Raw genomic sequence first — 22730 nt, forward strand, 5'->3', positions numbered from 1 at the left:
TTAGCTTCTATTGAATTTTGGCAAAAATAACAGTATAATATTCATAAAGCCTTTCAAGATCTTATAGGCTACCGGATACTTTTTTATATGCATAAATTGTTCTGCCTTTTTAAATTTTATCTCTTTTAAATATTCATAGTCTCTAACAAACTCAGGGAAATATCTATGCAAAGAAGCATCCCTTTCTTTGATAATTTCTGGGTTATTTATCGAGTTTGAGGATATTCCAGTGCCATCGTAAGCTACAATTACACAATCTAGGTGTTTATAGGAGGCCTCGCGTTTACAAATTGCATAGGTGAAGAATTCCCAATCAGATACGATTTTGAAATTTTCATTATATAAAAAAATATCTTTAAACAGATTAGCCTTAATAAAACTTGCCTGATGAGAGATGTTTTGTTCATAAAAAAAGGCGAAATTTAACTTTTTAGGAAAAGTGCGAACTTCTTGTTTTATTCCATCAATATGTAGAATATCTCCATAGTAAATATCATATTGACCATTTAATTCCGAATTCAATTTCTCTAAAATGGTATTATCAATTAAAGCATCCCCACTATTCAAAAACATTAAATAATCACCCGTTGAAATCTTAATGCCCTTATTCATGGCATTATATATACCGCTATCAGGTTCAGATACAGCATAGCTAAAAGATGAAGAGTAGGCGTTAAGAACGTCTTTGCTTCCGTCCGAACTATTTCCATCAATAACGATAAACTCAAAATCTTGCCAAGTTTGGTTTGCTACGCTTTGAACTGTTTTTTCCAGCCCTGCCTTATTGTTGTAATTGATAGTTATAATTGATAATTTTTTACTCATAATAGAAATTTTATTTTGAGTGGTTAAACTATACCAAAAACGCTGTCGAGCTTTTTAAAGCACTGTTCTTTTTCATAGTTGAGGTTAAAAGCTGCAGCTGCATTTTTTGCCTCTTGTTTATATATTGCATCGTCAGTTAGTAACCTGATGATATTGTTCTTAAACTGAACAGGATCGTCGCTAACCAAACAACCATTGTTAGTTTTGTCGATCAAGCCATCAATCCCCCTCGTATTACATACCACGGGCAGTCCATAAGATAGTGCTTCTACAACTTTTATTTTGGTTCCGGTGCCGGTTAACATCGGGCATAAGGCTACTTTTGCCTTTTGATAATAAGTTGATAAATCTTCGGCAAAGTTTACGGTAATAATATTGGGGGCCTTTACCGATAGGTGCTCATTGATCTGCCCGATAACGCATATGTGTATATTGCCAGGTAACAGTGGGTATACCGTATTAAAAAACCAAGCGGCCGATTTTTGGTTGTGTATATTATCGGAGGCCACATATATGAGATCAAACGGTTTTTCTTCCGAGGAATGATGGTTTTCTGGTTTTTCGAGCATCATTGGTGCTAAAACAACCTTGTTTTTGCAGAACTGGCTAAAAATATACTGCTCTTCTACAGAAATGGCCAAAGCAATATCAAATAATGAAATCCTGCGGATCTCTTCTTTAAAAGAACTTCCGATATCCACTTTTCTTTGAAGCTGGGCGGTTATAAAATCGTGAGTATCGATTATTTTGACCGGTTTCTTTGCAAGCGGGTTATTTTCAACCAGTGTAGCCCAACTTGCGTAATTAATGAAGATATAATCGTAATCCTTACTTTTCAGAATTTTTTTGAAAGCCCGCTTAAACCTTAAAGTAACCAGTTCGGGGAAATTAAGCGGGAAAAACCAGGCTTTGTTCTGGTAGAAAAAATTGGGCAGCTTATAAAATAATAGGTAAAATAGGATATTTTTTTTTGAGGGCTTTTTTTTAATTACATAAGAATTATTAGCCAGGCCCGATTGTTCAAATGCTTTGATTTCTTCCTTGCTCCAGCGACCAGTGTAGTATTCGCTTACGAAATCAATCTCGAAGTTTCTCGATTTGAAGTAATCTAACATACTTAAGGCCCTGGTCCTATTCCCCGCATTTTTTTTTAACGGGTTATCGGGCATAAAGAACAATACTTTTTTCATCCGATATTTAGTCGTTAAAGGCCTGCATGTCGATTAAACGCCTGTATAAACCATTTTTATTCATCAATTCGTTGTGGCTTCCGCTTTCTACAACTTCGCCTTTATCAATCACTACAATCTTATCTGCATGTTGGATGGTACTTAAACGGTGCGCTATGACAATTGAAGTACGGTTTTTCATTAAATTATTTAAAGCATCCTGTACCAGTTTTTCAGATTCAGTATCTAAGGCTGATGTAGCTTCATCTAAAAGCATAATTGGTGGGTTGGCCAAAACTGCCCTGGCAATACAAACCCGTTGTTTTTGCCCGCCAGATAATTTATTGCCCCTGTCGCCCACATTGGTTTGGTAACCATTTTCTGTATTGAGGATAAAATCGTGCGCATTTGCAATTTTCGCCGCCGCAATAACTTCTTCTTCGGTTGCATCGGGTTTGGCAAAGGCGATATTGTTAAAAATGGTATCGTTAAATAGGAAAGATTCCTGGTTAACAATCCCCATTTGCGAACGGATACTTTCTACTGTAAGGTCTTTGTAATCGTGACCATCGATTTTGATAACCCCTGATTTTGGATCGTGAAAACGTGGTAGTAAATCCATCAACGTGCTTTTGCCACCTCCGGAAGGTCCTACCAAGGCCACTGTTTTACCTTTTTCTATGTCGATATTAATGTTTTTTAATACTTCTTTATCGCCATAATTGAATGAAACATCCTGTAAGGTTAAGGCGGTACTGAAATCGCCTAATGTTTCTGCTCCAGCCTTATTTTTAAGCGCAGGTTCGGTATCAATCAGGTCTAATACACGCTCACCGGCAGCAATACCCGAGTGGATGCCACTAAAAGAATCGGCAAGGGCTTTTACTGGCTGTAATACCTGTGAAAAAGTAGCAAGGTACACCACAAATTCTGCTGCTTTCAAATCACCTTCTCCACTCAATATCAGGGTACCACCATATAAAAGAATAAATACAACCACCAAAACACCCAAAGTTTGAGAAACCGGCGAAGCCAATTGTTGCCTTCTGGCCATTTTTCTATTTAAAAATGAATAAAACCTGTTTTCAGTATCAAACTTTTCCTTTGTACGTTCGGTAGAGTTAAAGGCTTTGATAATCTTTATGCCACTAAGCGATTCATCCAAAAATCCGATCATCTTGGCAAAAGATTCGTGTGATTGCGTGGCTTGTTGTTTTAATCTTTTCACGATTTTACTAATGATAAAACCCGAAACCGGAATCACTAGCAGAGAAAATAAGGTTAATTTGACAGATATAGAAATCAGCACACCAATAAAAAAAAGCAGCTGTAAGGGCTCCTTGAAAACTACCTGCAAGGTGTTGGTAACCGTAAATTGGACCACCTGGACATCAGACGCCACTTTTGATATAATATCGCCCTTGCGTTCATTATTAAAGTAGCCAACATGTAAATTCATCACATTATTAAAAACGGTTTTACGGATGTTTAATAGCGTGTGTACCCGCAAATCTTCCATAAAACGCTGAGAAAAATAACGGAAAAAGTTGGCAAGAAATACCGTTCCAATGATGACTATGCAGATTACTTTTAATGCCAGGATTTTATCCTCTGCAATAATGCCATCTATGTAATTGTTAAAGCGGCCCAATAAATCCCAACCGCTTTTCTCTTCTGCAATTTTAGCCGGGTCGCATTTTCCTAAAAACAAGGCCTGCATTAAAGGACCCAATAATGTAAAAAGAAAGGTATTAAAAAAAATTGCGAACAATGTGGTAATCACATATGGTATTGCAAACTTTTCAATCGGCTTGGCAAATGATAATAAACGAAAATAAGTTTTCATTAATGTATTGATGTATATAACGGGATTCAGGGGAGTACCCTGCCGTAAAAAATATAATAAAGTTCAGGCAAATGTACGGTTTTTCATACATATCAATAAGGTGCAGGTTCCTGGCAGAATTAAAATTACAATTCTTGGTTCCTGGAATTGGTAGGCATATTGTTTTAGAAAGAATGAACCCTAAATAGGCTGGATGTCAGCATTTATTTAATAATTGCTGTTTTCCAGGCATTCCTGATATAAACTCATGTACTGTTTGGCGGCTATTCCCCACGAAAACTTTTCGGCCTGGGCTCTTGCTTCTTCAAAACGATTGTTTTGTATGAAATCAATCATCCCTCTGGTAAACACCTCCTGCATGTGTTTAGGTTCAAAATTGTCAAAATAATAAGCTACATCACCACCGACCTCGGGGAGTGAAGTAAACTTTGACAGAAAAACCGGCTTTCCGAAATGCATTGCTTCAATTACAGGTAGCCCAAAACCTTCAGCAACGGAAGGGAACAAAAAAGCATCACAATTTTTATAGTACCAGGCCTTATCATCATCAGATATTGGTCCTGTGATGTGTACCCTGTCTAAACAATCGTATTTTTCTGCTTCTTCCAAAATCCTTTGTTTATGTGGGGTTTCCCTGCCCGAAATAACAAGATGAAAGTCGTTATCTTTTAATAGGGCCGGCAGCAGGTGAAATCCTTTCTGTACCGACAATAACCCTATGGTAAATAAGAAAGGTTTTGGTGGGGCAAAGCTTGGCTGATGTTTTTCATCCGAAATCAACTTATCGGCACCATTGTAAATTACGCTAACTTTCTCTTTGGCCTCAGGGAAATACTGAACTACATCATTTGCAACAAACTGCGAAATGCATACGATTTTGTCGCACTGTGAAATCAGTTTACCCAGTTTTTTTAAATATACTTTGATCCTGTGTGGCTTGCTAAACTTTAAATGCACCTTATTCATGTCATGAATAGTCATTATTTTTTTTGCATTTACTCTTTTTGGCCTTAACCTGCAGGTTTGATCGGATAGATGGACCACATCAAAATCATTTTTCCCTCTAAAGAACAAACGGTCTAATCTGGAGAGATAGATAATATCAACCAGGCCGTTAAAAAGATATTGGGTATGTTTAAAGAGATAAAATTTTAAATTAAATTTCCCTCTGTTTTCCTGGATCAATGCATCGCCCAATCCTTTTCCAAACGAAAAATAGCCACAGTTGGCATCTTTCATCGAATCAAATGTGACTAAGACTTTAGGCTTTTTCATTAAATAATATTTATTAGTGCAAATATAGGCAGATTTAAGTTGAAGCCTATTTTACAATTTTATAGTTGCGGTATTCGAATAAGCGCAATCCGGTTAAGTCTTCAATTTTCTGGAGCAACCTTCTGCGGAAATTCATTTTGGGGGGGGCTTTCGTTAAATCTTTATCAAATTTCCAGTTTGCTGCGGCAATCCTGGTCTGCATTACCTTTGGGTGGCTACCTTTAAAATGAACTAAACGGTCGGCATTGTGCATATCGTAGGTATCCTGGATAGGATAATTCTCCTCTATCCATTCTGGTGTCTGATAAAATTGGTTAAAATTACGCACTTTGCCCTGCAGGCCTTTTGGTGGTTTTACCCAACCATAATGATAAACGTAGGCATCAATTAATTTAACCTTTAACTTCCTGTCGTTAATTCTGAAGCCCTGGGCGTCACGGTAAGAGCGAACTCCAGGCAGGTTTTTAATAATCCGGACTTCTCTTCTGTACCAGCGCCTGGATTCTGCCAGATAATCATAAGAAGCATAAAAATGCTTATACTTTAAAAGGAGGGCTTCGACATTGCTGTTGTTAAGTTCCTGCTCCATTTCTTTTTTAATCAGCGGAAGATAATCTTCATGTATGGCTTCATCACCCTGAATATAGATCATCCAATCGGTATCTTCGCTTATTGCTGCTAAAGCCTTATTGGTTTCGTCGGCAAAAACGCGTCCACCTTCTCGAATGCTATCATCCCAAACCGTATCAATTGTCCTGATCTTCGGGTCGATACTTTTAACCATCTCAGATGTTTCATCTGATGAATTGCCCAATGCAACTATAAAATCATCACACACAGGTAATACCGAAAGTATGGCTTCTTTGGCCGGATAATCGTTTATAATTGCGTTTCTTAAAAAGGAAAAACCGGTTACTTTCATTATGGGCGTGCTTGGTAGCTGATAATTTTTGTTTATTTGTACAAAGATAGTTTTATTGATGAATACGCATCTATCCATTTTAAGCGAAGTAAAAGCAGGGAATTATAGGGCTTTAGCAAGGGCGTTAACATTTGTCGAAAACAATATCAGTCCGGCCGATTCGATTTTAAAGGGTTTAGATGGTAAAGCCAGTACAACTGTTCTTGGCATTACTGGTCCTCCGGGAGCGGGTAAAAGCACGCTTGTAAATGCTATAACGAATTATTTTGCTGCGCTTGGAAAGCGTATTGCTATTTTAGCGATCGACCCCACTTCACCGTTTAATTTTGGTTCCTTACTGGGCGATCGTATCCGTATGTCCAGTCAGTTTAACAATCCAAATGTATACATCCGATCGTTGGCTACCAGAGGTGCATTGGGTGGAATTTCTGCAAAAACCATCGAAATGGTCGATGTTTTAAAAGCCTCCAATTTTGACCTGATTATAGTTGAAACGGTTGGTGTTGGGCAATCAGAAGTGGAAATTGCAGGACTGGCAGACAAAACTGTTGTTGTATTGGTGCCGGAATCAGGAGATGAGGTTCAAAATATAAAATCTGGTTTGATGGAAATTGCCGATTGTTTTGTGATTAATAAAGCTGATAGGGAAGGTGCTGATGTTTTTGCCAATAACCTGAAGAAAATTGTTCATCAGGGGACGAAAGCTATACCGATATTAAAAACCGTGGCAGATAAAAATACAGGTATTGATGAATTGTGTGCCTGGATAAACAAGCCATTTATTCCCGATTACAACCGAAGGGTTTTTTTGTTTGCTGAGAAAGCCTGGAAAATTATTCAGCATCAAAAAATGCAGCACATTGATAAAAAAAGGCTGCTTGAACGAATTCAGGCAGCCGTGAAGCTTGATAATTTTAATATTTACCGTTTTGCAGAAGAATTTATAAATGAAAGCTAATAGTTCGGTTTTTTAACTAAAAACTGATTTAACTGTTCATAATGTCTTCAATTTCTTCAGCAGCTAATGGGATATCGGCCATTAAATCTACATTTCCGTTTGGAGTAATAAGGATGTTATTTTCTAAACGGATACCCAGATTTTCTTCTGGTATATAAATACCCGGTTCAACTGTAAGGATATTACCCGCTGCAAATGGTGTGTATCTTCCTGCAAAATCATGCACGTCAATACCCAGATGGTGCGAATTGCCATGCATAAAGTATTTTTTATAAGCTGGCCAGGCTGCTGTTTGGTTCTTTACATCTGATAAAGAAATAAGCCCTAAATTAACCAGCTGCTCAGTCATAATTTCGCCAACCTGTTCGTGGTAGGTATTCCACATGGTTCCTTCGCCAATTAATTTGATCGACTCTTTCATTACGTGTAATACTGCATTGTATACATCCTTTTGTCTTTGCGTAAACCTGCCATTAACGGGAATCGCTCTGCTCATGTCGGCATTGTAATTGGCATATTCGGCTCCAAAATCGAAAAGTATTACATCACCATCCTTACATTCCTGGTTATTATCATTGTAGTGCAGAATGTTCGCATTGTGGCCAGAAGCAATAATAGGTGTATAAGCATGGCCTGTTGCCCCCTGGCGGATAAATTCGTGTATAATTTCTGCTTCAATTTCATATTCTTTAACGCCCGGTTTAGTGAATTTTAATACCCTGATAAAGGCATCGCGGGTTATTGCACATGCTTTTTTAGTGAGTTCAATCTCAATATCAGACTTAACTGCACGTAAATTTCGCATAATTGGTGCCGAACGTTCATAATGATGTAAAGGATATTTTGCCCTCATTTTCTCAATAAAACGGATATCGCGATAAGGAACTTCGTGGGCATACCTGTCATTTTCATTTGTATTTAAATAAATATGCTCAGCATAGTTCACAATGCTATGTAATATGTTGTCAAAATCTTCTAGCCAGTATATGGCTTGGATACCTGATGCTGCTTTAGCCTGTTCTTTGGTATACTTGTATCCTTCCCAAATTTTAATGAAATCGTTAGTCTGTCTTAAAAACAGGACTTCTCTGTACAAGGGATTAGGACAATCCGGAAATAATAACAATATGGTTTGTTCCTGGTCAATTCCCGATAAATAAAATAAATCTGGATTTTGCTTAAAAATAAAGTTCTGATCGCCACTTCTAGGAAATTCATCACTTGAGTTGAATATAGATAACGACTTGTTTTTTAGGTTTTTAGTAAAGTTTTTTCTATTTAAAGTAAATAATGACTGATCAATAGTGGGATATTTCATGAAAATGGTATTTTTATGTGGAAATGGCCAAAAGTAATAAAATGATTATTTACCGTGAAGTTTGGAACGGAGTTTGTATAAAAGTTTGAAAATTTAAAAATTTGTTTAATTTTGCGATTACTAAAAAATTAATCAATTAAATTGTTTAACCCTTAAAAAAGAAAAAAAAGATTATGAATTATTCTACTTTAAAGAAAAGTGTTGCGCTTTCTTTAGTGGCATTAACAGGAGTTGCTTCTCTTGCTGTCGCTCAGGATGCTCCTGCAACCTCTTCTGCTGTTAAGGTATTTGGCGGTAGAGGACAGTACAGAACTTGGTCTATTGGTGTACATGGTGGTGTTTTAATGCCAGTTGTAGCTATCGGCGGTTCTAACGACTTTAACAAATGGGATGCTAACTTAGGTTATGGTTTAAACATCCGTAAACAGTTAGGTCATTCATTCGGTTTAGAATTAAACGGAACCCGCGGTAAACTTTCTGGTAATAACGAAGGTATTTCTAACCCAGCTGTAAAAGATTTCGAAACTCAATTACAATATGCTGTTGATTTACGTGGAGTTGTTAACGTTGGTTCTATCGATTTCTTACGTCGTGAAAACTCAGTAGGTTTCTTCGTAACAGCTGGTGCTGGTTATATGGCTTATGCTCCAAAAATTACTTTAGCTAATGGTTCAGTAATTGACTGGAAAGGTAAAGCTGTTGGTCCTGCTGATGACAGACACGATGCTAAAGATTACGTAAAAGGTTTCTACATTCCAGTTGGAGCTGGTGTTAAATTCAAAGTTTCTGAGCGTGTTAACTTCAACTTAGGTTATACTATGAACTTTGTTGATGCTGATAACTTAGACGGAGTTTATGCAAAAGGTCAAACTAAAGATAAATTCTCTTACGGTTATGCTGGTTTAGAATTCTCTTTAGGTTCTTCTGCTAAACCAACTTTAGAGTGGACTAACCCATTAGCTACTATGTACGATGAGTTAAAAGATCCAACTTTACGTCAAGAAGTTGAAGCATTGAAAAACCGTGTTTCTGCTGTTGAGAAATCTGTTGAAGATTTGAAAAAAGATTCTGATGGTGACGGTGTTGCTGATCAATTCGACAAATGCCCAGGTACTCCTGCTGGTACTGCTGTTGATGGTTCAGGTTGTCCTCTTCCAAAACCAGCTCCAGTTGAAACCCCAACTTCTAATGTAACTGGTTTCGAAAAAATCGGTTTCGATTTCAACTCTTCAGTTTTAAAAACTGAGTCTTACCCTACTTTAGATAAATTATCTTCAGTGTTACGTGAAAACGGTGGTAAAGTAACTGTAAACGGTTACGCTTCAAGCGAAGGTACTGCTGCATATAACTTGAAATTATCTAAAGACAGAGCTAACTCTGTTAAAACTTACTTAGTAAACTCTGGCGTTAACGCTAGTCAAGTTGCTACTAAAGGTTATGGCGAAGCTAACCCAATTGCTTCTAACGATACTGAAGAAGGTCGTATCCAAAACCGTCGTGTTGAAACTGCTAGAAACTAGTATTTCAATATAAAAATTAAGAAAGTCCCGATGCAAATCGGGACTTTTTTTATGCCTTTTAGTTTCGCCTGTTAAGCTTTTTCGCTAAGTTTGTATCATGTACTTCTTTAGAAAAAAGGATCCAAACAGGCCAAGTAATATCAATATTAAAATTATGCATTTTATCAATGCATTGGCCATTTCAATTTTTCTGGCGGGTATCATCTATAAGCTTATCCAATGGCTTGCCAAATAATCTCAACAGTATGAAACAAATTATCAATACCAATAATGCCCCAGCTCCAATTGGGCCATATAGCCAAGCTGTACAGGCCGGAAACTTTTTATTCGTATCAGGTCAGGTAGCCATTAATCCTGAAAACGGAGAATTGAATATTGGCAATATCGAAGAAGAAACGCACCAGGTAATGCGTAATCTTAAAGCAGTTTTACTTGAAGCAGGTTTAACTTTCGATAACGTAGTAAAATCTACTATCTTCTTAAGCGATATGGGTACTTTTGCTCAGGTAAACGAAGTTTACGGACAGTACTTTACTGCTGATTTTCCAGCTCGTGAAACGGTTCAGGTTTCTGTATTACCAAAAAATGTTAATGTAGAAATCTCTGTAATTGCCGTTACAGGCTAGTTTTGGCAGAAAATAAGAGCAAATATTTTATAGCGGGCATTGTTCCATACCTCATCTGGGGAACAATGTCTGTACCTTTGCGTAACATAAAAGGTTTTCCGCCACACGAAATTTTATACTATAGGATACTTGTTTCCATAATTGTAGTTTGGGGAATCATTTTTTTATTCAGAAAAGAAGCATTAAAAAATGATCTGGCCTTCTTAAAATCTTTAAGTACACGCAGGAAAACTAGGCTCGTGCTACTTACAGTAGTGTCGTCATTTCTAATTACAGGAAATTGGTTCACCTACATTTATGCCGTAAATAGTGTGAGTTTAAAGGCTGCCGCCTTTGCTTATATGGTATGCCCACTATTAACTGCACTCTGCGGATTTATCATTTTAAAAGAGCAATTAACCAAAGCAAAGGTTATTGCACTGGTTGTTGCGTTTATGAGTATCATACTACTGGCAACGGGATCTTTGCACGAAGTAATATGGGCCATTATTGTTGCCTCTTTTTATGCCATATATGTTATTGTGTTAAAAATAATTAAAGGTGTAGATAAATTTAACTTTTTAGGTATTCAGCTAATTTTATCAGGATTAATGATGCTGCCCTTATATTTTCTCAATGCCGCTTCTTTTCCTGCCCAAACTTCTTTTTGGGTGCATATATTTTTGATTGCCATTGTATTTACCATTATTCCACTTTTCTTAAATTCCTATGCCTTAATAGGAATGCCCTCTTCTGCCCTGGGTATTTTAATCTATCTTAATCCAATTGTTGCTTTTACCGTTGCATTTTTCTACTTTAAAGAGAAAATAGATCTGCACCAACTTTTTGCTTATTTGCTTTTGCTGCTATCGATCGTTATTTTTAATGCACAATTGCTAAAAAGTGTTGTTTACAAGAAACAGTAGAATATTTTGTTTAATTCGGTTTTAGATACACCTGTTGAGTTTTTAAAAGGCGTTGGGCCAGGCCGTGCGGATGTGCTAAAAAAAGACCTTGGCATTTTTACCTATCAGGACCTGTTATCACATTACCCTTTTCGCTACATCGACCGTACAAAATATTTCAAGATCAACCAGATCAATATCGATTCGCAGTATATCCAGATTATTGGCCGGGTCATTTCCAAAAAGGTAATTGGCGATAAAAGGGCAAAACGCATAGTTGCTGTTTTCAAAGATGAAACCGGAATTATGGAGCTGGTATGGTTCCAAAGTTTACGATGGGTTGAAGAGCATATTACAGTAGGTGCCGCTTATGTGGCTTTTGGTAAACCAACTTTTTTTAACGGGACTTTCAGCATTTCACACCCTGAAATGGAACTATACCAGAACCGGCAGGTTGGAAGGGGGAATTTAACATTACAGCCCGTTTATAACTCTACAGAAAAATTAAAAAAGTTTAACCTCGATTCCAAAGGCCTGCAGCGTTTAATTGCCGGATTACTTGACCAGGTAATACAGCAGGTACAAGAAAATCTACCTGCTTATATTATTGAAAAATACCAGCTGCCCGATAAAAGAGTAGCGGTGCTTAATATACATTTTCCTAAGAACCAAAAAGATTTAAATGCTGCCGAACGACGTTTAAAATTTGAAGAACTGTTTTTTATTCAGCTTCAGCTTTTGCACAATAAACAGCTTCGGCAATTGAAATTTAAAGGCGTAATATTTGATAAGGTTGGGGAAAAAGTGAACCGTTTCTACAATGAATTTTTACCCTTCGAACTCACCAATGCCCAAAAGCGGGTAGTAAAGGAAATCAGGCTAGATACCCAAAGGGATGTACAGATGAACAGGCTTGTTCAGGGTGATGTTGGTAGCGGGAAAACCGCTGTGGCACTAATGAGCATGCTTTTGGCAAATGATAACGGCTACCAGGCGTGTATGATGGCTCCGACCGAGATTTTGGCGCGCCAACACTACGCATCAATAATCGGTCTCGTAACGGATGACCTGGTCAGAGTTGCCATCTTAACGGGTAATACTAAAAAGAAAGAACGGACCATTTTACATGAACAGCTTGAAAATGGCGAAATTGATATATTAATTGGTACCCATGCGCTGATCGAAGATAAAGTTCAGTTTAAAAACCTGGGTTTGGTGGTCATTGATGAACAACACCGTTTTGGTGTGGAACAGCGTGCCAAGCTCTGGCGCAAAAATATTATTCCACCGCATATTTTGGTTATGACGGCAACTCCGATTCCGAGAACCCTGGCGATGACCCTCTATGGCGACCTGGATGTCTCAATTATTGATGAACTGCCTGCAGGAAGAAAGCCTATTGAAACAAGACATCTTTTTGAAGGGCAGAGACTTCGGATGTTCGGTTTTATGAAACAGGAGATTGCCAAAGGGCGCCAAGTGTATATTGTTTATCCCTTGATTAAAGAAAGTGAAAAACTTGATCTTTTACATCTTGAAGCAGGAATAGAGCAGTTAAGTTATCATTTTCCACGGCCCGATTACCAGATCAGTATTGTTCATGGTCAAATGGCTAATGTAGATAAACAGTTCGAGATGGAGCAGTTTATAGCAGGTAAGAGCCAGATTATGGTGGCCACAACAGTAATTGAGGTTGGAGTTAATGTGCCCAATGCCTCGGTAATGGTAATCGAAAATGCCGAGCGGTTTGGGCTTTCGCAACTCCACCAGCTACGGGGCAGGGTTGGACGGGGTGCCGAACAATCTTTTTGTATTTTAATGAGCGGTAATAAGCTGAGCAGAGAAGGTAAAGTACGTTTAGAAACCATGGTGAAGACAAACAATGGTTTCGAAATTTCTGAAATTGATTTGCAACTTCGTGGCCCAGGTGATATTACCGGAACACAGCAAAGCGGCGTTTTAGATTTAAAACTTGCCGATTTGGCCAAAGATCAGATTATCTTGTCTGAAGCACGTAATACGGTCATCGAACTTTTTTCAGAAGATCCTCAACTGGAAAAACCCGAGCACGCAGCTTTAAAAGCATACCTGCAGAAATTACAAAGAGGGATTTCTTTTGATAAAATAAGTTAACGCATTAACTACTTTAATTTTCTGCTTATTTACAATAACATTTAACACTGTATTATTTGTCTTACTTTGTGTTGTTTTGTAATGGATTTTTTACGATTCAGTCCCCTATAATTATTATTATACCCCCTTTTTTACATTTCTAATATCCCTATCTTGCGTATAACCAAATTATGAACCTGTTTAGCTGACAAGCTTAAATCAGCACGTACCTGTTCGGTAGTTTTATTAACCATAATTAGTCTATGTATCAGATAAGGGGATTCATAATGGTTAACCATGGTTTATTGAACAATTTAACAATAGCTAATTTTTTTTCTCTACGGAGACTATGCTAATGATTGACTCAATAGATCAATATTAAATGCGAATACTGACCATTCATGATAACTCATGAATATTAAATTGTATTACAATCAATATCTAACCAAAATAATTTGAAAAACTATGAAAAAAAATCTATTGAGGACTTTTGCCAGAAGTAGCATGTTTCTTGTTTGTGGTGGTTGTCTTGTTTTTTCTCCACTTGCCGGCGTGTCTGCCAAAGCATCATTTCATGAAAAGGAACCTTTTGATTTTTACAAACTGCCTTTACAGGATATTATTGTGAAGGGGAAAGTTACAGATGCCAAAGGTCCGATTCCAGGTGTAAGTGTGAAGTTGAAAGGGGGCACAGCAACTACGGTAACTGACGGCTCCGGAAATTTTAGCATCAAAGTACCTGAAGATGCAACGCTGGTGTTTAGCTATGTGGGTTATGTAGAACAAGAGATACAGGTAAAAAATCAAACGAGTATTAACGTTGTATTAACGGAAACGAATCAAAACCTTTCAGAAGTTGTGGTAGTAGGTTATGGTACACAGAAGAAAGCTGTTGTATCTGGTGCGGTAGCTTCAGTTAAAGGTACGGAACTGGCCAAATCTTCATCCGTAAACTTAACCAACTCTTTAGCAGGACGTTTACCGGGCGTAACGGCATTGCAGAGCAGCGGAGAACCGGGGTATGATGGTTCTACCATCAGGATTCGTGGTATAAATTCACTGGGGAACAACAATGCGTTAATCGTAATTGATGGGATCCCGAACCGTGCGGGTGGTATTGAAAGGCTGAATCCAAACGATATTGAAAGTGTATCGGTTTTAAAGGATGCTTCTGCCGCCATTTATGGCTCGCAGGCAGCAAATGGTGTAATCTTAATTACCACCAAATTAGGCAAATCAGGCAAGCCGCAGTTTTCTTACGATTTTAGTTATGGTTTACAACAACCTACACGGATACCTAAAATGGCTAATTCAGTGGAATATGCAGAAATTTTAAACGAGCTGAATATTTTTGGCTCCGATCTTAACCCAAATGAATGGTCGGCCGCCTGGAACAGTTTTAAAACAACCGGTTCCTATACTTCTACCGCGGGGAAAACAATTAATGCAGCTTATAAAGCTGATGAAATCAGGAAATTTGGTGATGGATCGGATCCGCTCAGGTACCCCAATACCGATTGGTTTAAAACCACTTTTCAAAACTGGTCTCCACAGCAAAGGCATAATGTTCAGATCAATGGAGGTGGCGAAAATGTAAAATACCTCGTTTCCCTGGGCTATCTTGACCAGGATGGATATTATAAAAATTCTGCCACGGGGTACAAACAGTACGATATGCGGTTTAACCTCGAAGCAAAGCTGAGTAAATATATTACCACCACTTTAGGGGTATCGGCAAGGGAAGAAGACCGTAATTTCCCTACGGTAAGTGCAGGCGACATATTCAGGTTTTTGATGAGGGGCCGCCCGAATGAAATCGCAATATGGCCAGATGGCAAGCCGGGAAGAGATATTGAATATGGTTATAACCCAGTGGTATCTACAACAGATTTAACCGGGTATAATAAAGATGTGAGAGATTACTTTCAAACCACGGGTAAGGTAGAAATCAAAATTCCTGGCGTTGAAGGATTAAAAGTAACAGGAACTGCTGCGATAGATAAATATTCCGGCAGACAGAAAAACTGGCAGCTACCATGGACACTTTACGATTGGGATAAAAAAACTTTCCAGGCTGATGGTGTAACTCCTGTTTTAACGGGTACGGTAAGGTCGCAATATACTGATCCAAGGCTGAGGGAAACCGCTGGCGGACAATTGGCCATCAACTTAACCGGAATGATCAATTATGATAAAAAAATCGGTAATCATAATATTGGCTTAATGGCTGGTGTAACCCGTGAGACGGTTGATAATGATGGTTTTACAGCCTTCAGAAGGTACTTTATTTCACAATCTGTTCAGGAATTACTGGCTGGTGATGAACGCGAACAATCATTAGGTAATAATCCGGGCGACCCGAACAACTTATTCAGACGGGCACGTTTAAGTTATTTTGGAAGGGCAGGATATAACTATAAAGAAAAATACCTTGCCGAATTTTTGTGGCGGGTAGATGGTTCCTATATTTTCCCAACCAACAGGCGTTTCGGTTTCTTCCCGGGTGTATCAGTAGGCTGGCGCTTATCTGAAGAATCGTTCTTCAAAGAAAACGTTAAATTCGTAAACAATTTAAAACTGAGGGCATCGTATGGCCAGATGGGGGCTGAAGCCTATTTTGGAGATGCACTACAAGAATATCAATACCTCAGTTTAATGAATTTTGGAACATATACCTTTAATGACCTTGTTACTAAAACGTTAACAGAAGGAAAAGTACCTAATTTCAACTTTGGATGGGAAGTGGCCAATAATACCAACGTAGGTTTGGATGCATCGTTCCTAAACAACAAACTATCACTTGAATTTGATTATTTCTATAATAAACGTACCAATATCCTGATCAGCAGAGGAAGTTCTGTTCCTGAAAGCTCAGGTATAACAGACCGCTTACCGCCTGTTAACTTAGGGAAAGTAAACAATAAAGGTTTCGAGTTTAAATTAAGCTATAACGATCAGGTTGGCGAATTAAATTATGGTGTAAGCGTAAATGGCGGTTATGCGAAAAATAAAATCATTTTTTGGGATGAAACCCCTGGTGCGCCTGAATGGCAGCGCTCAACCGGACGTGTAACCAATTCGTGGTTGGTATATCAATATGATGGTGTTTTTAAAGATCAGGCAGACATTAATGCCAATACATTAAATTACAGTGCATTAACCAACAACCTACGCCTTGGCGATATGAAGTTTAAGGATATTAACGGCGATGGTAAGATCAATGCAGACGATAAGGTGCGTTTAGATAAAAACGGCACACCAACCTTTACTGGCGGGGTTAACTTAAACCTGCAATATAAAGGTTTTGATTTATCTGTTCTGATTCAAGGCGCAACAGGCGGGATGCAGATTGTAGGTATAACAGAATCAGGCGATATTGGTAATTTCCTGGAGTGGTCGTACGAGAACCGTTGGAGCATTGATAACCCAAGTTCAGTAAATCCACGCTTATCAAACCGCGGAGCCACTTATTACACCGATGGCAACAATGCACTAAATAATACCTATTGGTTGCGGAGCAATAATTACATCAGACTTAAAAACGTAGAGTTAGGCTATACATTACCAAATACCCTGGTAGAAAAAGTGGGGTTGAACAGTGTAAGGGTTTATGCAAACGGATTAAACCTGTTTACGCTGGATAAAATCAAGATATGGGATCCCGAATCAACCAATTCGAGCGGCCAGTATTATCCGCAGGCCAGGGTAATCAACTTTGGCATTAAAGCCGCTTTTTAAAATGTAATAAAGTTTAACCGTTACAATCAAGAATATGAAAGCAATAAATAAAAATATAAAGTTCTATATATTAATTTTCACTGCCTTTTTTGCAGCGTCCTGTAAAAAAGATTTTTTAAATGTAGAATCGCCTAGTCAGGTGCCCGCAGAATCAGTATGGAAAGATCCGGCAACTGCACAGGCCTTCGTTAATGATATCTATAACGGATTAGGTAATGGTGGTTTCTCTGAACAAATGCTGGCATCTGTTTCAGATGAAGCCCTGTTTACACACCCAACCCGAGGTATCGACCTGGTTAACAATGCCACCATTAACCCTTCTACCTTAGGTTGGGTAGACGATACCTGGGCATATAAGCAAATGTACAACCGCATCAGGGCATGTAATATTACCATCGAAAAAATAACCAGTGGCGATAATGGCCTGAGTAGCCAATCGTTAAAAGATCAGTTATTGGGCGAAGCCTATTTTTTAAGGGCTTACTACTATCAGCAGTTATTGCGTTATTACGGCGCTGTACCACTTATCACAAAAGTTTATGTGCTGGATGATAACTATAACGTAAAAAGAAATACTTACGAAGAGTGTGTAAATTTTATAGTTAAAGATTGCGATGAGGCCAGCAGGTTGTTAACCGGTAAAACACTAGATAAAGGGCGTACTACTGCAACTGCCGCACTGGCCCTAAAATCAAGAGTACTGATTTACGCTGCAAGCGACCTGCACGACAGGGCAAAGCTTACGGCTAAAATTACTGGTATTGCAGCTCAAAAATTAGACTTTTTAAGTTATGCCAGTGGGAACCAGTCAGACCGTTACCGTTTAGCACAAGCTGCTGCAGATGCTGTAATGAAACTGGGTACGGGCTATAAATTAAACCTTACAGCCCCGGTTTCTGTTGCCGATGGTCAGTTAAATTATAAGAGCATTGCCATGGGGGGAGCAAGTAAGGCGCCGGGTATAGATGCTACCGCGGCATCAGAACTTATTTTTGCCCGTTATTTTATTATCCAAAATAACATTAAACACGCACAGCAGAATGGCCCTAATGGTTACCATAACTGGGCCGGCAATACGCCTATAGGCTTATTGGTAGATGATTATGAGATGAAAGATGGCAGTAAATTTAGCTGGGCAAATGCGGTACAAAAAGCGAATCCTTATCAGAATAGAGACCCTCGTTTTTATGCTACCGTTTTATATGATGGCGCAGGTTGGAAACCGCGCGATAAAGCTTCAGGCAACGTTGATCCGGCAAACCAGATCCAGACTGGTATTTATGATTTAATTGATAATGGTAGCAGAATTGATTTTAAAGGCTTGGATACCCGTGGAAGCTCAATTGAAAACTGGAATGGCAGTTGGACAGGTTATTATTATCATAAATTTATCGATCCGGATCCAACCATTGTAGATGCTTCCATGTCACAGAATGTGCCGTGGCCTTTCTTCAGGTATACCGAGGCAGTATTTAACTTCATTGAAGCCAGTATAGAACTTGGCGAATTAAGTAAGGCAACGGAGTGGTTAAACAAAATCCGCTTCAGGGCAGGTATGCCAGCAGTTACCGCAACAGACCAGGATGGACTTAGACAGATGTACCGCCACGAGCGCCGTATAGAAATGGCTTACGAAGAACAACGTTATCATGATACCCGCAGGTGGTTAATCGCAAATGAAACACTGGGTAGAAAAGTTACTTATATCAAAGTTACCGGTAAATTTAAAGCTGGTAAAACCATGTCGGCCCCTTACCATTACGATCCTACCGTTTACGATTATACTTATAGCCCGGTAGAGGAAAACGCACAAGAGAACAGAAGTTGGAACGATAAACTTTATTTCAGGCCGTTTAGCCGCGATGAAGTAAATAAGAATAATTTATTAGAACAAAATCCGGGTTACTAAACTGACCCTACTGGATAACCCGATGGATCGTATGATTCATCGGGTTTTTTTATGCCATAAAACCTGAAACGATAGGTAGTCTTTTACTTTTAAAAAAAGAAGTTCTATTAAGCATTTATCTTTTGCGATATTTAATTTTCAAAGCTTAGTTTTGCAGGTAAATTTTTTTCTGTGGCAGATTCAGATCCCAACCCGGTTATTGTAAAACCAGATCCGTTTGCAGTTTTGCGTTATAAAGAATTCAGATCTTTCCTGGGTATGCGGTTCTTTTTTACGCTTGCATACCAAATGCAGGCTGTTGTTATTGGTTATCATATCTACGATTTAACACACGACCCATTAAAGCTAGGCTTGGTAGGTCTTTGCGAAGCTGTTCCTGCTATAGGGATTGCATTATATGGTGGTTACATTGCCGACAAAAGTGAAAAGCGCAGTTTGCTGATCAAAATTTTTTCGGGAGTTTGGTTGGCATCTGTTTTAATGCTCATCATTACCAGTAAATACCTGCATCTTAAAGAAGATCTTATTGTACTCATTATGTATGGCCTGGTTTTCTGCATCGGGATTGCCAGGGGCTTTTTCGGGCCTGCAACCTTCTCTTTGATGGCGAAAATCGTACCTAAAGAACTGTATCCAAATTCGAGTACATGGAACAGCAGCAGCTGGCAATTGGCAACAATTATTGGCCCTATTGCGGGTGGTTTTGTTAACTGGTTATGGGGTATTACCATTGCTTATGCTTTTATTGTGGTGCTGATTTCAATTTCTTTGATCTGTATTTTTACGCTCAAAGAGCATCCGTCAGTTTATTTGCCAAAAGAAAATATATTTCACAGTTTAAAAGAGGGTATCCAGTTTGTATTCAAAACAAAAATGATGGTTTGGGCCATGAGCTTAGATCTGTTCTCTGTGTTTTTTGGTGGAGCAGTGGCGCTGTTGCCGATGTTTGCGAAAGATGTTTTTCACCTTGGCTCTTACGGTCTGGGCATGATGCGTGGAGCAGCTTCTTTAGGAGCAGTAATTACCATGTTGGCCATGACCCGCTTTTCGCCGATGGGAAAGCCATGGAGGAATTTGCTGATTGCCGTAACCGGTTTTGGCCTAAGTATAATCTGTTATGGTTTATCTAAAAACTTCTATTTAACCTTGTTCTTCTTATTTCTCGAAGGATCATTCGATAGTGTTAGCGTAATTATCCGTCAAACCATTATGCAATTGCTCACACCCGATAATATGCGTGGCAGGGTTTCGGCAGTAAACAGTATGTTTATCGGTTCATCTAACGAAATCGGCGAATTCGAATCCGGACTTTCGGCCAGACTGTTAACCCTGGTGCCAGCTGTTGTTTTTGGTGGCAGTATGACTATCGGGATCGCTTTCTTTACTTGGTTAAAAACAAAACCGCTTACCAAATTAAGTTTAGAAGACATTAACAAGCAGACCACGAAGGCTGTTTAGTTACGAAAAGAGTTGTCAACTTTAATGGCCAGTTTGCTATAAAGTTGACAACTCTGAAATTCATGTTTTAATTACCGAAATTAAAACTTCTTGTTTTTGCCCCACATCAGGTAAATAATCGAGCCCAAAAAGGGAGCAAGCAAGATAATGATGAACCACAATACTTTTACACTGAAGCCCATTGAGCCGTTTCTGGAAATATGGTAAAGGGCTATCAAGATTAAAACCAACCATAAAATGGCGGGAATTATCACAAAAAGAGCTATCTGGTTGCTGCTAATTTCTGCTAATAACATTTAAATAAATTTTGATTACTTAAACTTCAACAACTCTTTCGCCAATTTGTTGGCGCCACATCGCCTGGTACAGGCCATTTTGCGCAATCAGTTCCTCATGTTGGCCCTGTTCAATGATATGACCTTTCTCTAATACATAAATTTTATCGGCATGTTTGATGGTCGAGAGGCGGTGCGCAATCAAAATTGTAATGTGATCAGTCAAATCTGAAACCGAACGGATCGTTTTGGTAATTTCTTCTTCAGTGATCGAATCGAGCGAAGAAGTAGCCTCATCAAATACCAGGATATCAGGCTGACGTAAAAGTGCCCTTGCAATCGATAAGCGTTGTTTTTCACCGCCCGAAACCTTCACGCCGCCTTCTCCGATGATTGAGTCTAATCCTTTATCTGCCCGTGCCAATAAGGTCTGGCAGGCCGCCTGATTTAAAACCCTGTAACAATCGTCGTCAGTAGCAGCAGGGTTAACAAATAAGAGGTTTTCGCGTATGGTACCCGAAAACAGTTGTGTATCCTGGGTTACGAAGCCGATTTTTTCACGCAAGGCATCCAGGTCTATATCATTGCTGGGAATACCATTATATAAAATTTCGCCCTCTTTAGGCTGGTATAAGCCTACCAGTAATTTCACCAAAGTAGTTTTACCTGAGCCTGATGGACCAACAAAAGCAATGGTCTGCCCGTTTTGGGTTTTAAACGAAATGTCTTCTAATGCATTCCTGTTGGCAGTAAGGTGTTTAAAACCAACCGAGCTAAAAGTAAGGTCTTTAATTTTTGCAATAGAAGTTGGGTTTTCCGGTTTTTTATCAACAGGTGTGCTTAAGATCTTTTTAAAATTACCTAACGAAACTTCAGCTTCACGCCAGGTTAAAATTACATTACCCAATTCCTGTAGTGGCCCGAAAAGGAAGAATGAATAAAAAAGGAAGGAGAAATATTGGCCCGCAGAAATCGTATTATCGAAAATTAGCAGCAATAACACCAATACCATGGTACTGCGAACCAGGTTTACCGTAGTACCCTGAACGAAACTCATACTGCGTACATATTTTACCTTTTTAAGCTCCAACCCCAGGATTTTATAAGTGGTTTTGTTCAATCTTTCGATTTCCTGATCGGCAAGCCCCAAACTTTTAACCAGCTCTATATTTCTTAATGATTCGGTAGTTGAACCTGCCAGGGCTGTAGTTTCGCCAACAATGGAACGTTGTATGGTTTTGATTTTGCGGCTCAAAAACCAGCTTACGAAACTGATGATCGGAATGGCAGAAAAATAAACCAAAGTAACTTTATAACTTACCGAGACAGAATATACGATCACGAAGATCATACCGATCAAGCTTACAAAAAGAATGCTGATAAAAGCAGTAATAAACTTTTCTGAATCTAAACGTACCTTTTGTAAAATGCCCAGAGTTTCGCCACTACGCTGATCTTCAAAAACCTGGTAAGGCAATTTTAGCGAATGCTGTAATCCATCGGCATACATTTTTGCCCCAACCTTCTGAACGATTACACTGGTGAAATAATCCTGAAAATTCTTGGCAATACGAGAAACCATCGCAGCACCGATAGCCAGGCCTATTAGACCCAGCGATCCCCAAAGATATTGGCTATAGGTCAACGAATCTTTTTTATTGATAAAACGGTCTAAAATCCGCCCGGTGATATATGGATCTAAAAGTGAAAAGCCGATATTTATACCTGCAAGCAATAGCGCTAAAACCACAATCCACTTGTGTTGTTTCAGGTAGTTAAGTAATAATCCCATTAAAGTTTTGTCGTTTGTTAATGCAAACATAAAAAAAGGGAACGGATAAAAATCCATTCCCCTTTTTTATGACTTTAAGCTAAGAAAGTTAGCTAAGCTAAAG

At 38.7% G+C, this 22730-nt stretch carries 17 protein-coding genes; 9 read left to right on the plus strand and 8 right to left on the minus strand.

What is annotated here, in order from left to right:
* From ACFSR6_RS09915 to ACFSR6_RS09935, 5 genes are all read right to left on the minus strand, one after another.
* The gene (locus ACFSR6_RS09915) at positions 1-825 is read right to left on the minus strand and encodes a glycosyltransferase family 2 protein (RefSeq protein ID WP_379078239.1); all 825 of its coding nucleotides are present in this window, start codon (positions 823-825) and stop codon (positions 1-3) included.
* A 23-nt stretch (positions 826-848) separates the two neighbouring features.
* Positions 849-2015, minus strand: coding sequence for a glycosyltransferase (locus ACFSR6_RS09920; RefSeq protein WP_379078241.1), 1167 nt, complete (start codon positions 2013-2015; stop codon positions 849-851).
* Between the two features lie 7 nt (positions 2016-2022).
* Positions 2023-3840, minus strand: a complete 1818-nt coding sequence (locus ACFSR6_RS09925) for an ABC transporter ATP-binding protein (protein WP_379078243.1) — start codon at positions 3838-3840, stop codon at positions 2023-2025.
* 207 nt (positions 3841-4047) lie between these two features.
* A complete protein-coding gene (locus ACFSR6_RS09930) occupies positions 4048-5115 on the minus strand; it encodes a glycosyltransferase family 4 protein (protein WP_379078245.1) in 1068 nt (355 codons plus the stop codon).
* Positions 5116-5161: 46 nt separating this feature from the next.
* On the minus strand, positions 5162-6037 hold the full coding sequence (locus tag ACFSR6_RS09935) for a glycosyltransferase family 2 protein (RefSeq protein WP_379078246.1): 876 nt from the start codon (positions 6035-6037) through the stop codon (positions 5162-5164).
* Between the two features lie 58 nt (positions 6038-6095).
* Here ACFSR6_RS09935 and meaB point away from each other — a divergent pair, with 58 nt between their 5' ends.
* Positions 6096-6995, plus strand: a complete 900-nt coding sequence (meaB, locus tag ACFSR6_RS09940; RefSeq protein ID WP_379078248.1) for a methylmalonyl Co-A mutase-associated GTPase MeaB — start codon at positions 6096-6098, stop codon at positions 6993-6995.
* Between the two features lie 28 nt (positions 6996-7023).
* Here meaB and ACFSR6_RS09945 read toward each other — a convergent pair whose 3' ends face one another.
* Complete coding sequence (locus tag ACFSR6_RS09945; RefSeq protein WP_379078250.1) at positions 7024-8313, minus strand: aminopeptidase P family protein; 1290 nt, start codon at positions 8311-8313, stop codon at positions 7024-7026.
* A gap of 173 nt (positions 8314-8486) precedes the next feature.
* Here ACFSR6_RS09945 and ACFSR6_RS09950 point away from each other — a divergent pair, with 173 nt between their 5' ends.
* The 8 genes from ACFSR6_RS09950 to ACFSR6_RS09985 all read left to right on the plus strand — a co-directional run bounded on the left by ACFSR6_RS09950 (position 8487) and on the right by ACFSR6_RS09985 (position 20560).
* Complete coding sequence (locus ACFSR6_RS09950; RefSeq protein WP_379078252.1) at positions 8487-9833, plus strand: OmpA family protein; 1347 nt, start codon at positions 8487-8489, stop codon at positions 9831-9833.
* Positions 9834-9930: 97 nt separating this feature from the next.
* Complete coding sequence (locus ACFSR6_RS09955) at positions 9931-10068, plus strand: DUF6728 family protein (RefSeq protein ID WP_379078254.1); 138 nt, start codon at positions 9931-9933, stop codon at positions 10066-10068.
* 10 nt (positions 10069-10078) lie between these two features.
* A complete protein-coding gene (locus tag ACFSR6_RS09960) occupies positions 10079-10459 on the plus strand; it encodes a RidA family protein (protein ID WP_379078255.1) in 381 nt (126 codons plus the stop codon).
* Between the two features lie 2 nt (positions 10460-10461).
* The gene (locus tag ACFSR6_RS09965) at positions 10462-11364 is read left to right on the plus strand and encodes an EamA family transporter (protein WP_379078257.1); all 903 of its coding nucleotides are present in this window, start codon (positions 10462-10464) and stop codon (positions 11362-11364) included.
* A 6-nt stretch (positions 11365-11370) separates the two neighbouring features.
* On the plus strand, positions 11371-13476 hold the full coding sequence (gene recG, locus ACFSR6_RS09970) for an ATP-dependent DNA helicase RecG (protein WP_379078258.1): 2106 nt from the start codon (positions 11371-11373) through the stop codon (positions 13474-13476).
* 444 nt (positions 13477-13920) lie between these two features.
* Complete coding sequence (locus ACFSR6_RS09975) at positions 13921-17193, plus strand: SusC/RagA family TonB-linked outer membrane protein (protein ID WP_379078260.1); 3273 nt, start codon at positions 13921-13923, stop codon at positions 17191-17193.
* A 34-nt stretch (positions 17194-17227) separates the two neighbouring features.
* Positions 17228-19102, plus strand: a complete 1875-nt coding sequence (locus ACFSR6_RS09980) for a RagB/SusD family nutrient uptake outer membrane protein (protein ID WP_379078262.1) — start codon at positions 17228-17230, stop codon at positions 19100-19102.
* A 171-nt stretch (positions 19103-19273) separates the two neighbouring features.
* The gene (locus ACFSR6_RS09985) at positions 19274-20560 is read left to right on the plus strand and encodes an MFS transporter (protein ID WP_379078264.1); all 1287 of its coding nucleotides are present in this window, start codon (positions 19274-19276) and stop codon (positions 20558-20560) included.
* A gap of 80 nt (positions 20561-20640) precedes the next feature.
* On the opposite strand, the gene ACFSR6_RS09990 is transcribed toward ACFSR6_RS09985, so the two are convergent.
* Together ACFSR6_RS09990 and ACFSR6_RS09995 are read right to left on the minus strand one after the other, a co-directional pair.
* Positions 20641-20856 carry a PLDc N-terminal domain-containing protein gene (locus tag ACFSR6_RS09990; RefSeq protein WP_379078266.1) on the minus strand — a complete coding sequence of 72 codons (216 nt, stop codon included), beginning with the start codon at positions 20854-20856 and terminating at the stop codon, positions 20641-20643.
* A gap of 19 nt (positions 20857-20875) precedes the next feature.
* Positions 20876-22627, minus strand: a complete 1752-nt coding sequence (locus ACFSR6_RS09995; protein WP_379078268.1) for an ABC transporter ATP-binding protein — start codon at positions 22625-22627, stop codon at positions 20876-20878.
* Between the last annotated feature and the right edge of the window lie 103 nt (positions 22628-22730).

It is taken from the genome of Pedobacter vanadiisoli (assembly GCF_042684385.1).
GTDB classification, from domain to species: domain Bacteria; phylum Bacteroidota; class Bacteroidia; order Sphingobacteriales; family Sphingobacteriaceae; genus Pedobacter; species Pedobacter vanadiisoli.